Raw genomic sequence first — 14,747 nt, 5'->3', positions numbered from 1 at the left:
TTCAGTTGCCTCCGAGCTGAGCAAATTCTTTGTCCATCTTTGTCATGACTGTGTCCAGTGCACCCTCAAAGTCCTCTTCGAACTTAACTTTTGCCAGTTCATCCTTGGACTCGATAGTGATTATCTTGTTCATTGGAACTCCTGCTTCAAGCGCAGCGGTTGCCATCTCTCCATACTTTGTGATGGATTTGAGAAGCTTGTACTGCTTGTCAAATGGACAGTATGTGTCGACAGGGTGGAACGCATTCTGCTGTAGGAAGTATTCCCTTACCATACGTGCGATCTCAAGTGTCAACTGCTGGTCTTCCGGAAGTGCATCTGAACCGACGAGCTGTACGATCTCCTGCAACTCGGATTCCTGCTGTAAGAGATCCATTGCATTGTCTCTGAGTTCGGTCCAGTCAGGTGCGACGTTCTCGGAGAACCAGTCTGCAAGACCCTGGGTGTACAGGCTGTAACTTGTCAGCCAGTTAATGGATGGGAAGTGTCTTTTCTGTGAGAGCTTTGCGTCAAGAGCCCAGAACACTTTAACGATACGAAGTGTGTTCTGTGTGACAGGCTCGGAGAAATCACCACCAGGTGGTGATACTGCACCAATAACTGTAATTGAACCATCAAGTCCTGCAAGTGAGTTCACGGAACCAGCACGCTCATAGAACTCTGAGAGCCTTGCTGAAAGATATGCTGGATAACCTTCTTCACCAGGCATCTCTTCAAGTCTGGATGAGATCTCTCTCATTGCTTCTGCCCATCTTGAGCTTGAGTCCGCCATGAGTGATACATCGTATCCCATGTCTCTGTAATATTCTGCAATTGTGATTCCAGTGTAAACAGATGCTTCACGAGCAGCTACTGGCATGTTGGATGTATTTGCGATAAGAACTGTCCTTTCCATAAGTGGGCGGCCAGTCTTTGGATCTTCGAGTTCAGGGAACTCGTTCAATACATCAGCCATCTCGTTGCCGCGCTCTCCGCAACCAATGTAGACCACAATATCTGTGTCACTCCATTTTGCGAGCTGCTGCTGTGTAACTGTCTTTCCTGATCCGAATGGACCTGGGATTGCAGCGGTACCGCCTTTTGCAACAGGGAACATTCCGTCAAGGATCCTCTGACCTGTGATCAAAGGCTTGCTTGGCATGAGTTTCTTAGCTACAGGACGTGGACCTCGTACAGGCCACTTCTGCATCATTGGAAGCTCGGTTCCATCAGCAAGTACACATACAGTTTCGTCGACCTTGAAGCTTCCGCTCTTGATCTCTTCTACTGTACCGGATACTGTTGGTGGGAGCATGATCTTGTGCTCGATGTTTTCAGTTTCCTGAACAACACCAATAACACTTCCACCCTCTACAACATCACCTTTGCTTACTGTTGGCTTGAATTCCCATGTCCTTTCACGGTCAAGTCCGTTTGCAGTTACTCCTCTCTCAATGAAGTTGCCCATCTTTTCCTGCAACACAGGGAGAGGTCTCTGAATACCATCATAAATACTTTCTAATAATCCGGGTCCAAGTTCCACGGCTAAAGGCAAACCAGTGTTCACTACAGGTTCTCCCGGTTTGATACCGGATGTATCCTCATATACCTGAACAGTAGCTTTTTCGCCCTGGATCTTGATGACTTCACCCATCAGTCCTTCGTGGCCTATCTTGACCACATCGTACATTTTCGGTTTAATTCCTGTAACTGTGACGACCGGTCCTGCCACACGATAAATTTCACCATTTACTTCCACAGATCTACACCTACCGATTGTTTTATTTTTTCCCTTAAGTTTGAGCTTTCACCAGTTCCTCCGAGAGTAACGACTGTTGGCTCAACAGACTCACTTAGAGTGTCTCTCAAAATTTCCGGTAGCTTATTAACATCATCGCCATGCATGACAAAAATTCCAACCTCGGAATCTTCGAGAACCTTTGTGACCATGGATTCCAGCTCATCATCTTTGGCTTCGTATATTTTTTTGACACCAGCCAGCCTGAATCCTGTAACAAACTCGCTGCTACCTACTACTGCTAATTCCATTAGATCACCAACTGGTTCCTGATTATTTCCTCATCAAGATTCGCTGCTTTTCCACGCAGTATGATGCGTAGGTTGTTCACTTCATTCTTCTTGTTCAGGACATAGTCCATGATCGGAACAATGGATAGTGGATACACATGTGAAAAGCTTGCAGCGGATTTGATGCTGTATCTTGTAAGTTGAGTTTCCAGATCTACCAGTGAATCCATTTCCGGGCTCACTATGCCAGAGATATCTTCCCAATATGGATATTTTTCAAGTGAATTGATTAATTCACTGAAAGGAAGAGGCAATAGCTTTTCGATCTCTCTCATACTCAAATGAAGACCACCATCAAGAATGAGGTCTGCAATTTCGTCTTCGCTGACATCTGCTTTCTTTAATCTAAAGAGTGTACTGAGATTCTTTATGTCGATCTCTGTGCGGATGAACTTTGAGAACAGCTTACGGTCATTGGAACCTGGATTGCCGATCGCATTGAACAGTCCGTTATAGTACTCTTTGTCAAGCTGATTTTCAATAGCAGAGAGGTTTGTCCCATCATATCCTTTTAATATCGGGTAATAATCGGTTCCACTGAGAGCATCAATGACGCTTTCATAGGATTCTTTTTCTGCAAGGCTTGACAAAAATGTATAAGACAGTTGTCCGGCTGATACGAGACTATCATTGATCTCTTCTAATGACGCATTACAATACTTTCCACGTAGGATCGTTTTGATGCTCCATATATCATATTTCCTTAAATATTCTGAGATAAGATAGTTCAACTCGCCTTCTGAAATGTTGATAATCTTTCTAAAAGTGACGCCCAGGTTTCTGTTCAATGCATGCTCGAACAGATCTACGCCGTCATATACTCTTGCCAGTTCGTCGACATCCTGCTTATATTGTGACTCTTCGATGAAACGTGTGATCTCATCAATGCCCATGTTCATAAGTCGGGGATAGGTCTCCTTTGGAAGAAGATTGCTCTTCATCGCCCGAACACGTGCAGTCGCATAAGCATAATTGGAGGCACTTCCGCTATGATTCGGACTACTTTTCTTTTTAAATTTTTGCAAAAGCCGCATTTGGATATCACCCGAACAAAATATCAGATGTTTGTTTCAATGATTGCTCATTAACATTCTTCAAGATTATGTCATATGTATAATCCAGACGAACTGTCCCATCATCGTTCTCAATGACTACGCCACCAATACAATCGACATTGCCGGCATATTCCAATGAAGAGAGTTTTCGGACAAGTTCCTCAGAGTCTTTGTTAGAATATATTTTGCTGCCGTTACCTTCATTTTCTCCAATGATGGCTTTCAACAACTCTTCCTGTTTTTCAGCAGGGAGAGCTACAATTGACTCTACTGCATCGCTGTATACTTTATCAAGGACTTCTTTGCGGGCATTAAGCATTGCACGCTTGACTTCAAGGTTTGCACTGGATGTCTCTTGCTGACGTAATCTTTTGATATCATCTTCTGCTTTTGCCAAGCGGTCGCCCATGATATTCTTTGCAGTCTGCCTTGCTTCATCAAGTATCTGTGATACTTCTGAATCAGCATCTGCATTGATCATGGTAACTTCTGCCTGTGCGGCATCCATGATATCTTTAATAACTGTTTCGAGTCCCATGCTCTGACACCTTCAAAGAATTTAAGAGCAATATATTTGCTCTTAAATTAACTTAGCTGATAAGCAGTGCGACGACAAGACCGAAAATGACGATTGTCTCTGGAATTACAGTAAGGATCAATCCCTTACCGAAAAGGCTCTCGTTCTCTGCCATTGCACCGATTGCTGCTGATCCGATGTCTCTCTCTGCAAGACCGGATGCAATACCTGTGAGTCCTACTGCGAGTCCTGCTCCGATTGCTTTTAATCCTGCTGGGTCCATCATTGTTGTTGTTGCTACTGGGTCTACCATTTATTCATTCCTCCGTGTATTTTCTTATATAACCGAATGGGTTGTATTTTCTTCCGCCACCTTCGTAGAATTTACCGAAAAACTCTACATACTGCAACCTGAGTGCATGTAATCCAGGGGCTATTATACTCAGGACTGTGTTTAACGCATGTCCGAATATGAATACTAATATTGCACCTACTGCTGCTATGATACCGCCTTGTGGCAAGATCATATCAAAAGCTATGAGATTGACAGTAGATGCAATATAAATTGATGACAATCCTACTGCTATTAAACGAGTGTAGGAAAGTGCATTACTTAAAAGTGCGGGTAATTCAATAGGTCCTTTAACGCCTTCTCCTTTTACGAGCATGACGAATCCTATAAGGAACACTATGATACCTATTATCTGTGTAGGTGCGGTACCGGTGTAACCGAGTACTGCTAAGATTATTCCAAGTTCTACTACGATCCAGCTGCCTTTTTCAAACATTGCTGCAGCGAAACCGTGTTTTCTATTCTCGTTTACGAATCCAACCAAATATCCGAAATTGATGTGGAGTACACCGACAAGTGCTGTTGCAGCGATCATTGTCATAATCATGTGTGTTCTGTGGATCGGATATGTGACCAATTCTCCGGCGATCGGGGATGTGAAAAGTGTTACCGTTTCAAATCCTGCTATCAATCCGGGAATAGTGCCGTGATCGGTGTGTAAACTCGCAAGCGGGAATCCAAGGAACTCGCCGTAAAGGATACCAAATAAAAATGTTGATATCTGACAGTAGATAAGCACGTTCATCAAAGGCTTTACAGCATCTGACTTGACCATCTTCTTTATTCCAAGGGCAAGTGTCAAAAGGATCAATGCGTACCCAATATCACCAAGGATCATTCCATAGAAAAGTGGGAATGATATGAATATCAGTGCAGTTGGGTCGATCTCCTTGTACTTTGGCCGGGCATAAAGATCCATTATTTCCTGGAATGGTCTTGTGACCTTTGGATTGTCATACTCGATTGGTATGATGTCCGTATCTGCCTTTGTGATCTTTTGTACTGATACAAAAGCTCGTCCGCTTGTTGCAGTGTTTACGATGCTCTCAAGTTCTGCAACGCCATCTTCCGGTACCCATCCATCTATCATGAATGTGTGCTCAGATGTCGCAACTTTGACAGGAGCTTCTGCTTTTTCGGATTCGATAGTAAGCAGTTCTTCACTTGCAAGTATGAATTCAGAATATTTCTCTTTGATCGATGATACGTCTGTTTCCAGTGCTTCGATCTGTTTCTGGATATCTACTTCTTCTTTTGTAATGCCTGCAAGTAATGTTTGTGGAGTGCCATTTGTTTCAGGGATCCTAAGTTCTCTGAACTCAAAGTTTGAAAGTATTTCTGAAACGGTTGTTTCGTCTTCTTTCTTGACAAACAATACTACAGTTCCGGTATTCTGGTCATATTCCATCTCGTAGGCTGATGTAACCTTTGAGATAGCAGGACCAACATTTTCCTTGACAGTACCTGCAAAGACTGCGATGCTCTCATAATTGCGGTACAATTCCATCTCTATTGGAATTGCTGAGAATGGCGCAAGGTCTTTCGCCAGTGTTTCAAGTTCCTTTAATCGTGATTGCAGTTCTGACCGCTTTTCTGTTTTTTCAGTAACCTCTTCATCCAGTTTATCAAGTTTGGATTCAAGGTCGTTTAAAACAGAGTTAACCTTCTGCTTAGGGGTATCTGATTTTTTTACACCAAGGAAGGATGAGATCGATCTTAACTGAATAAGCTTCTTAGAAACATCACCTGCGTTTTCGAAAGGTCTGCCAAGTTTGAGTCCGGAACCGTCCTCATTGTAATCCTCAAGGTGGAAAAGATTGCTGCTATGAAGAGCTTCAATGGTTTCTTCCATGATGTCCTTGTGGCCTACAATGACGGCACGACTCATCTGTTTTGGCTTAAGCATGAATTGCCCTCTCGAATTCTGTTATTAAATTCTCAACGGCTTTTTGAACGTTAGCTTCAGCCTTTTGACTAATGTCTCCAGCTGCAGCTTTACCGTTAGTGATAATCTCTTTAGTTTCTTGTTTGATTGTTTCTTCAGCAGATCTCAGTGCACTCTGTGCGGACTTTGTCGCATCAGTTTCAGCCTCTTTGATGATCTCTCTGGCTTCAGCACGAGCATTCATTATATGCTCGCTCTTGTTTTTGAGCCCTTCCTCCACCATTTTGGCCGCACTTTGTTCTGCTTTTTTTATTTCGGATAATATTTTGTCTTTGGCCATATAAATCCTCAATATATCTATATACTGTTTACTTAGCGCGATTTACTCACCCCTATAGCAAGCATGCATATAAGTTATTCGGTTCCGTCTTTCTGATTGCGGAAATGTTAATAATTTATCATGGATATTTGAAAAAAGACTTAAGTTCTGACTATCTGTAAGCCTGATGCTCAGCTTGTCAGAACTTTTATTGAGACGCCTGTCTCTTGATATGGATGTGTAATTAGATTCAGTTCTTTTCCTGGAGGTCGATCCTTAAAGGTATAGTTGCATCCTTGGGGATCGTATGGATATATTCCTTCCTGAATTCCGGGTTTCGCATCATGCAATACTCTGCAGAACCTTTGTATGCACTGTGTTTGCCCATGCGCTTCCATATGTCTGCAAGAGCATCCTCTCTGATATTACCAAATGCAAGCGGAGTGTAAGCGCAAGGCATGACGTCACCACCTGATGTCACGTGGATCCATCTTCTGCCGGCAAAGCAGCCAAACTGGTCAGGCCCCATGAAATAAGGGAATGCCGTAACTCTTGGTCCATCTGATGCCATATTCTTTTCTTTCTGGAACTTCTCCAGCCTTGAAACATCCTTCTGGCTGATCGTCTCATCTTCGCGTTCAAGCCATCTGCCAACAGCGATGATCTCGTAAATGGACATCTCATGCATCCCAAGGCTCTCTGCCAGGCCATAGAAATCTTCGAGGTCGTCAATATTGTCCGGGGAGACTACGACGAACATATCTGTCAGGATGCCTGCATCAAGACTATTCTGAATTCCGTCCATTGCATTCTGGTATGCTCCCTCTCTTCCACGAACGCGGTCATGCTCGCTTTCAAATGGGCTATCAATGCTAATATGTGTTGCAAAAAGACCGGCATTCTTCAGGTCCTGTGCTCTTTCAGGTGTCAGCCTGAAACCGGATGTGAAACATGTTGCAATGGCCCTTGTCTTATCTACACTGGCAACCATGTCTGCAATGTCACTTCTGAGCATTGTTTCGCCACCATCGAATTGTACCGAATAGGTGCCTAGCTCAATGGCTTCTCCTACTGCCCTGTTGATCTCTTCGATACTAAGTTCAGGGTCTGCAACGATACCTGCAGCACCACAGTGAATGCAATTGTAGGGACATTTATCAGTGATGCCGATCGAGAACTGGTCGGGGATTCTCTTTTTCATGACAGCTCCGATCTGTGCACTTATTAACCTGTTGAAGGCAGTGCTTGGTATCGGTGGGGACCATGTGGAAAATATTATGTTCTCCTCATCTGCTCTGATGGGTTTTTCTTCCTGGAATATCTTATTGATCCTTTTGATAACCGGGCTTGCGACTGCTGAAAGGGGTCCTTCGATGTCCAGAACGACCTTTCCGTTCTCTGTACTTGCATTTACTTTGATTACTGATTTTTCATATACCCGCATATCCTCACCTGGGTCGTTATGACTAATTTTATTTTGGAAGCATATCAATAGTTATGTAGTCGGTGATCTCAATAAGTTTCTTCCTTGCATCCGACGGTTCAAAATTAGAAAGTATCTCTTTTGCCATTTTCACATATTCCATTGCAATTTCAGTTGCTTTTTGGACAGCCTGCTTCCGGCTCATGTCCTTCTGGTATATTTGTAGCAGGGAAATGGATTCGTGGTCTGATCTTTTATCATCTGCACTTTCTGTATATTCCAGAATGTCATCTACTATCTGGTATGCTATTCCCAGTTTCTCTCCGTAGTCTTTCAAGAGTTCTGCTGTAGCTTCATCCGCTCCTGCAATATAGGCACCCATGGTTGCACTTGCAGCAAATAGGGATGCGGTTTTCTTATCAATACAGTCAAAATAGTTATCGTCTTCAAAGGTTACGGTTGTGCTTTTTATGTCAATGGTCTCTCCTTCGGCCATTGCCATCCCTGCCCTTCCGAATGCCCTGACTACCGGGGCGCCATATGATGATATAAGCTCGATGGACTTTGAGATCATATAGTCGCCTGCAAGCATCGCAGCTGCGGGTCCGTATTTCTTGTGTGCGGATTCAACACCTCTCCTGATAACTCCTTCGTCAAGGATGTCATCGTGTATTAGGGATGCTGAGTGGATAAGTTCGATCGCAAGGGCAGCATTAATTCCTTCTTCGGAGTCACTTCCGCATATTTGGGAACAAAGCATCAATATAATTGGTCTTACTCTCTTGCCGCCTGATCTACAAATATGGCCTACTACTGATTTCATCTGGGATGAATCGTCCATACTGTTGATCATATCGTTCATAGCATCGTTGATATGTTGGTATTCTTCCCATTCTTCGATGTTCATCGCATGCCCTCATATATGGAAATTCTATTTTTGTTATGGAATTCTATCTCTTATTCGGAGTACTTTGACGGGCAGCCCATGACTATCTGTTCTGCATCTATCATTGTTTCAGATACCATGGTTCCTGTCAGGCTGATACTTTTTCCTTCTGCCAGATTTGCAGGAAGATCTGCAGAATATTCTACATTTATCTCATAGTTCTCATCTTCTGCATCTGCTAGTGTGAATGTGGTCATTTCAGGTGAAATGCTAAGGGTTCCATTTTTCACAATTCCCATGGTGTTGACCTTCTGGCCTAAATGTTCCTGGGGATCTGCTGTGATGTCAGATACCATATAGTACCCTTGCTCGACATCTACGCCCCAGAGTCCGATCGCCATCACTGCTATTATGGCAATTATGGTGAATATCGTCTTTCGTTTTTTATCCATCTTTAAACACCTTTATCATTTAAGCTTCCGGATTTTGGAAACCAATTGTGAACGGTTGTATATGAGATAAATAATGTATGATATCAGCACTATCCATGTAATTACAAAAGCTGTCTGCAATGCCTGTATTCCCAGTGCCATGCGCGTTCACCTTGCATCGATTTTTGTCGTTGGAAATATATGGTTTCCTATGTGTTATCCATGCCTTGACGACATGGTTTAATATGGGTTCTGTGTAGTATATTGCCATACTATTTAAGTAAATTGAACGAATGTTCTATTGTACTCTTACATTATATATATCACATAAAGGAGAACTGTCTGATATGGTAAAACCTCCACGACTTATCGCATGGGAACTGACATGGGGTTGCAATCTTTCTTGTGTCCATTGCAGGGGTGCATCAACCTCAGAGATACCTGAAGGTGAGCTCTCTACAGATGAGGCAAAGCGCTTCGTTGATGAGATCGCAGAAATTGGTGATCCAATCCTCATTTTGACCGGTGGGGAACCACTTACTAGAAAGGACGTTTATGAGGTCGCAAGATATGCTACTGACAAAGGCCTGCGTGTTGCTCTTGCCACGAACGGTACTCTTCTTGATGAGGACGTTGTGAGAAAGCTCAAAGATGCCGGTGTCCAGCGAGTAAGCATCAGCATTGATGGCTCGACAGCAAAGACACACGATGAGTTCCGTGGAGTACCCGGTGCATTCGAAGGTGCCATGCGTGGGATCGAATATCTCAAAAAAGGCGGTCTTGGCTTCCAGATAAATACCACTATCACAAAAAGGAACATTGGTGAGATCCCCGATATACTTGATCTGGCAACAGAGATCGGAGCAGAGGCTCTTCATATATTCCTCCTTGTTCCCACAGGCAGGGGCAAGAACCTTGAGAATGAAGAGATACCTCCGGTTGAATATGAGCGTGTTCTCAACTGGTTCTATGACCAGCAGAAGCATGTCAGTATCCAGCTTAAGGCAACCTGTGCCCCTCATTATTTCAGGATAATGCGCCAGCGTGCTAAAAGGGAAGGCATAGAGGTCAGCGTCAAAACTCATGGTTATGAGGCCATGACTCGTGGCTGTCTTGGTGGTACTAGCTTCTGCTTCGTTTCAAGCACAGGTGACGTTCAACCCTGCGGTTACCTGCCGGTTGTCGCAGGAAATATCAAGGGGCAGAGCTTCAGGGAGATCTGGGAAGATTCCAAACTGTTCACTGATCTCAGGGACTTTGACAGTCTGGGCGGAAAGTGTGGTAAATGTGGCTATAAAGGTGTATGCGGTGGATGTCGTGCCCGTGCTTATGCTGCTACCGGTGACTACATGGCCGAAGAGCCGTACTGTATATATGTGCCTCGGTAAAGGTTTACGTTTACAAAATAATTCTAATTGTGGTTTCGGGCAACAAATACCTAAAATCAAAGGGAGATAAGTTAATAGTCTGATCGTCAATCTTCAGGTTACGATTTTCTGATCAGTATTTTTATTTAACGTTTACTAAAGCAGATCAATGGTATATTTCCAGGGGGGTAACTGTTATATCACTCTGGATCTCTTTTTTTCGAGTTCAATTCTAGTCTTGGTCTTGCATCTTAGGCATTCGCTTATCTTTCACAAACAGTGGCTGATATTTCTGAATTATATATTGATGGGCAATATTAATATTCACGAATCCATCTTTCAACTGGGTGGCATTCGCATCATTTTCTCTTCATGGATATCATTTGTCAATCTTTGTATGTCCTTTCCAGCAGTTTGCAGGATGAATTTATCCTTGTTCATTTCAAATTTTCCGGGGTTGATCTTGGATGTATTCGATATATGATCAGTTACATTATACAATAGTTTAGAAGCCGTTTAACATTTGTGCATTTTTTCTGCTCATCGTTAAAATTGCCATCCACTTCTTTAGTCGAGGTATCAATGAATATGTGGGTTGAGCTCACATTTCATGTTCATATGCAGACAGCCTTGACTTCATGTGGCGAGTTTCTCTGTCATGAAATAATGGAGCAGCCCTATCAAACTTTGACCTCTAATTTTATATATTTCCTATGCTATACATATACTCCGCCTTCAACTCATAATAATGATAATAATAATGCATCATGTCAGGAGGAGTATTTATGGGAAATAAAGAGCCAATTACAGAAAACATCACAATTGTAGGGCCAGACAATAAAGACGCAAAACAAAAGGAAGAAGAGATTAGCTGGCTGATAGACAATCTTCCTGTTACCATTTTCAGATGTGACATAAAAGCATCATGGGACATATACTACATCAGTAAAAATGTATATGAGCTCACAGGTTACCCAAAGACAGATTATCTTGATAAAAAGTTGACATGGTCGGACATTGTTTTTCCCGAAGATGTGCCAAAAATTGATGAAGCTATCGACATAGCAATGAAGAACAATACATCATACAAAGTTAACTACAGGATAAAAAATACAAAAGGAGAAACTGTTTACATCCGGGAAGAAGGTAACCTGGTAAACGATGATGAGGGAAATGCAGCTTATCTGGATGGTGTATTCCTGAACATTACAGAAAATGTTCTGGCAAAAGCAGAGTCCCAGAAAACAATTGTAAAAAGCATACCAGAACCCGCACTTGCACTTTTTGTAGATCCCGAAGGCAAGGTCAAGCACATAAATGATCATTTTGTCAAACTGAGCCAATTCCAATCTGATGAAGAAATCATAGGAAGGCCTCATTCTGATATTGTTGCAAAAACAACACTGGTTGGAGAGGATGCAGAAAAGAAATTTGGAACCAATCAGTCAATTATTGAAATTGCATTGGATACTCGCAAAAGTGTGGATTCAATAGAAGCAATCGTAAGGTTAAATGGGCTGGACCGTGAGCTCTACACAATAAGTTCTGTTTCACCTATATATGACGAGGAAGGTAATTTTGAAGGAATACTGGAAGTGCTTACAGACCTGACAGATATCAAGCAGAAAGAAAAAGAAGTCGAAGAATTGCTTGATTACACCAATAAATGCCTTGCAGACCTTGGAACTGGAATTAAAATGGTTGGCGAGGGTGATCTTGATACCAAGCTTGAGAAGGTCAAAGATGATGATTTCGGCAAGACCTTCGACGAATTCAATAACTTTGTAGGGAACCTAAGAGGAATGGTTCAGTCTACGATTGGCGATATGAATGCTACGCTGGATGAGGTGAATCAGTCCCGTGAAGCTGTCAACCAGATGAATACGGGCATGGAGCAAATATCAACTGCTGCAGAACAGATTGCAACAGGATCTGAAAACCTTTCAAGACATGCTAATACTGCAGCATTGGATGCAAAAGCTTCCGAACAGATATTCAAGGAACTGAGTGAAGCAGCTACAAAATCTGCCAGTTTCTCTGCTAAAGCAGTAGAAATGAGTGATGGAAGTCAAAAACTCGCAAACAGTGCACTGGAAGACCTCGAAGTAATCATGAATGAGATCGAGCAACTTGCAGGCATCGTTACATCTCTTGATGGTGCTGTTGATAATATCGATAAGGTTACTGATAAAATCAAATCCATTGCAGACCAGACAAATCTCCTAGCTCTGAATGCAGCAATAGAAGCGGCAAGAGCAGGAGAACACGGGAGAGGTTTTGCTGTTGTGGCAGATGAGGTAAGGAAACTTGCTGAAGAGTCAAGAAGCAGCACAGCCGAGATCAATGGAATTGTGGTCAATGTCCAGAAAGAGACAAAGAAGGTCACCGAAGCCATTGAAAGAGCCAAAGAACAAGTAATTAGTGGTAACAGGGATATTGGTGGGGCTCTGGGCAAGTCTGGCGAAATCACAGAGATGGTCGACAAGATCAATTCGATGCTTGGTGAATTGAATCAGAAAGCAGAAGAGGGTATGGAGAAGATCGAGAGTATTAATGAGAACATAGGGGAAGTTGCGTCAACTGCAGAAGAAAATGCTGCAAACAGCGAGGAAACTTCAGCAGCAATCGAAGAACAGACTGCAGCATCAGAACAGGTTAGTGGTTCCATAAAGAATGTTACTGATCTAGCTCAGAAGACAACAGATATGCTCTTGAAAAACTTCAAATTTTCTGAAAATTAAGGAGGTTTGACCTCCTTTTAATATCTTTTTGTAGGTGATCTAAATGAATCCTCATAATCAAATGATGGATGTTGACCAGACCGTACAGGTTATTGTATTCGCTCTTGGAGAAGAGCGATATGGTGTTGATATTTCTCAGGTAAAGGAAATAATCAGGCCAACCAAGATTACAAGAATTCCGAATGCACCCGAGTTCATAGAGGGGGTTGTAAATCTCAGGGGTCAGATTACGACTATAATAAATTTAAGAACTCGATTTGGCAAGGAAACAAAAGAAACGGACAGTGAAACCAGGATTATTGTAGTTGAATACGAAAACGCAGTCATAGGGATGATTGTGGATACAGTGAATGAAGTCAAGTACCTGTCGTCAAAGAATATAGATGAGTTACCAAGCATTATAACGTCAAGAAACGATTCAAAATTCCTGACTGGTGTGGGGAAACTCGATGATGGTCTTTTGACATTAATGGATCTGGATAAAGTGTTTAGTGAAGAGGAAATCGAAGGTATGCAAAGATGAATGGCAAAGTTCACCTCCAGACTCCTGCAAAATTGTATGATGGCAAATGGGTTGATGCGGAACTCATCGTTACCGAGCAAACCCTATGCATTGGGAATACCAAAATTCAGGTAAACGAAATTGAAGACATTGGTAATGTTGAAGTTGAGGGCGTAGAGGCAATTAGGATCAAGAATGATGGAGAGATTATCATCAAGCCCCCGGAGAATCTCATGCAACAGGTTTTCCGGTTTCTTGCATTTAATTTGAAAGCCGATAGATTTGCGGTCTATTACCTTGATTCAGCAACAGTTGGAGGTGTAGTTTCATCTGGAACTCAGTGGGAGAAAGGTTATTTTAGTGTGACTGATGAGGGTTTCTGGTTCATCTCACCAAAAAAGCAGCAGAAGATGCTGTTTGATAGTCTGGGCACTGTGGTGAAAGATGTGAGAAATGTTGGGGGTAAACAGAGAAAAGTTCTTGTCCTGTCCAAAGTTGAGAATGGTCAGGTCGCTACAAGCTTACTAATGTGCCCTGAAACTACATTGGAGATGCTTGAAAATTATCTTAACCGCCTTATTGAAACACATAAACCCGGGATAGAATTTACAGATATGGAAAAACAGATTTTAACACTTGTATATTCTGGATTAGATTTTGTTTCAATAGAGAATATGATCGGAATTTCTACAGACGAACTTAATGAGTACTATGATAGGTTAGTTGATTCCGGTTTGGCAAAAGTTGTGAAAATAAGAAAAGAAGTGGAATTAACCCCTCGTGGGGTAACCATGGTTGGGGACATTCCGAATTTATAATTAAAAGGTGAGATTACATGCCAAAAGTATTAATTGTCGATGACACAGCATTTATGAGAAAGCTTTTGAAGAACATACTCTTTGGAGCAGGATTCGATATAGCCGGGGAAGCTGAAAATGGGAACCAGGCTGTAGAAATGTACAAGGAATTAAATCCGGATGTAGTAACAATGGATATAGTTATGCCGGATATGAATGGAATTGATGCTTTAAAACAGATAAAAAGCTTTGACAAAGGTGCAAAAGTTGTAATGTGTACCGCTATTGGTCAGGAAAAAATAGTAAAGACAGCCATCAAGCTTGGTGCAAAAGGATATATTATAAAGCCCTTCCAGGCACCAAAGGTTCTTGAAGAAATTAAAAAAGTTACTGGCGCATAAAGGC

16 protein-coding genes are annotated in these 14,747 nt (G+C 42.3%); 5 read left to right on the top strand and 11 right to left on the bottom strand.

The features are described from left to right. Nucleotide 1 precedes the first annotated feature (1 nt). From J7W08_RS07435 to J7W08_RS12325, 11 genes are all read right to left on the bottom strand, one after another. Nucleotides 2-1,738, bottom strand: coding sequence for an ATP synthase subunit A (locus J7W08_RS07435; RefSeq protein ID WP_233083900.1), 1,737 nt, complete (start codon nt 1,736-1,738; stop codon nt 2-4). Beyond that, complete coding sequence (locus J7W08_RS07430; protein ID WP_233083899.1) at nt 1,729-2,028, bottom strand: V-type ATP synthase subunit F; 300 nt, start codon at nt 2,026-2,028, stop codon at nt 1,729-1,731. The genes J7W08_RS07435 and J7W08_RS07430 overlap by 10 nt, the downstream gene beginning before the upstream one ends. After that, entirely contained in the window at nt 2,028-3,101 is a 1,074-nt protein-coding gene (locus J7W08_RS07425) for a V-type ATP synthase subunit C (protein WP_233083898.1), read from the bottom strand. Before J7W08_RS07425 ends, J7W08_RS07430 begins: the two co-directional genes overlap by 1 nt. A 7-nt stretch (nt 3,102-3,108) precedes the next feature. After that, the gene (locus J7W08_RS07420) at nt 3,109-3,660 is read right to left on the bottom strand and encodes a V-type ATP synthase subunit E (RefSeq protein WP_233083897.1); all 552 of its coding nucleotides are present in this window, start codon (nt 3,658-3,660) and stop codon (nt 3,109-3,111) included. Nucleotides 3,661-3,712: 52 nt separating this feature from the next. After that, nucleotides 3,713-3,952 (bottom strand): V/A-type ATP synthase subunit, encoded by a 240-nt coding sequence (locus J7W08_RS07415; RefSeq protein ID WP_048195194.1) that lies wholly within the window; start codon nt 3,950-3,952, stop codon nt 3,713-3,715. Between the two features lie 4 nt (nt 3,953-3,956). Next, nucleotides 3,957-5,897, bottom strand: coding sequence for a V-type ATP synthase subunit I (locus J7W08_RS07410; protein WP_233083896.1), 1,941 nt, complete (start codon nt 5,895-5,897; stop codon nt 3,957-3,959). Continuing rightward, on the bottom strand, nt 5,890-6,216 hold the full coding sequence (ahaH, locus tag J7W08_RS07405) for an ATP synthase archaeal subunit H (RefSeq protein ID WP_233083895.1): 327 nt from the start codon (nt 6,214-6,216) through the stop codon (nt 5,890-5,892). The genes J7W08_RS07410 and ahaH overlap by 8 nt, the downstream gene beginning before the upstream one ends. 229 nt (nt 6,217-6,445) lie before the next feature. Further along, entirely contained in the window at nt 6,446-7,639 is a 1,194-nt protein-coding gene (locus J7W08_RS07400; protein ID WP_233083894.1) for a radical SAM/SPASM domain-containing protein, read from the bottom strand. 28 nt (nt 7,640-7,667) lie between these two features. Next, a complete protein-coding gene (locus tag J7W08_RS07395) occupies nt 7,668-8,525 on the bottom strand; it encodes a polyprenyl synthetase family protein (RefSeq protein ID WP_233083893.1) in 858 nt (285 codons plus the stop codon). 50 nt (nt 8,526-8,575) lie between these two features. After that, complete coding sequence (locus J7W08_RS07390; RefSeq protein WP_233083892.1) at nt 8,576-8,956, bottom strand: cytochrome c maturation protein CcmE domain-containing protein; 381 nt, start codon at nt 8,954-8,956, stop codon at nt 8,576-8,578. 15 nt (nt 8,957-8,971) lie between these two features. After that, on the bottom strand, nt 8,972-9,097 hold the full coding sequence (locus J7W08_RS12325; RefSeq protein WP_081955803.1) for a CcmD family protein: 126 nt from the start codon (nt 9,095-9,097) through the stop codon (nt 8,972-8,974). Nucleotides 9,098-9,282: 185 nt separating this feature from the next. On the opposite strand from J7W08_RS12325, the gene ahbD reads away from it, so the two are divergent. The 5 genes from ahbD to J7W08_RS07365 all read left to right on the top strand — a co-directional run bounded on the left by ahbD (nt 9,283) and on the right by J7W08_RS07365 (nt 14,743). Continuing rightward, a complete protein-coding gene (ahbD, locus tag J7W08_RS07385) occupies nt 9,283-10,323 on the top strand; it encodes a heme b synthase (protein ID WP_233083891.1) in 1,041 nt (346 codons plus the stop codon). 764 nt (nt 10,324-11,087) lie between these two features. Continuing rightward, nucleotides 11,088-13,043, top strand: coding sequence for a methyl-accepting chemotaxis protein (locus J7W08_RS07380; RefSeq protein ID WP_233083890.1), 1,956 nt, complete (start codon nt 11,088-11,090; stop codon nt 13,041-13,043). A gap of 43 nt (nt 13,044-13,086) precedes the next feature. Continuing rightward, a complete protein-coding gene (locus J7W08_RS07375) occupies nt 13,087-13,566 on the top strand; it encodes a chemotaxis protein CheW (protein ID WP_048195184.1) in 480 nt (159 codons plus the stop codon). After that, nucleotides 13,563-14,363: a DUF8579 domain-containing protein gene (locus J7W08_RS07370; protein WP_233083889.1), complete on the top strand. Its 801-nt coding sequence runs from the start codon at nt 13,563-13,565 to the stop codon at nt 14,361-14,363. Before J7W08_RS07375 ends, J7W08_RS07370 begins: the two co-directional genes overlap by 4 nt. Nucleotides 14,364-14,380: 17 nt before the next feature. Next, nucleotides 14,381-14,743 (top strand): response regulator, encoded by a 363-nt coding sequence (locus J7W08_RS07365; protein WP_048195182.1) that lies wholly within the window; start codon nt 14,381-14,383, stop codon nt 14,741-14,743. Nucleotides 14,744-14,747: the final 4 nt, after the last annotated feature.

This window comes from Methanococcoides orientis (assembly GCF_021184045.1).
In the GTDB taxonomy this organism is placed as follows: Archaea; Halobacteriota; Methanosarcinia; order Methanosarcinales; family Methanosarcinaceae; genus Methanococcoides; species Methanococcoides orientis.
Note: the sequence above shows the minus strand (reverse complement) of the source record. Positions and strands in the feature narration are given on the sequence as shown.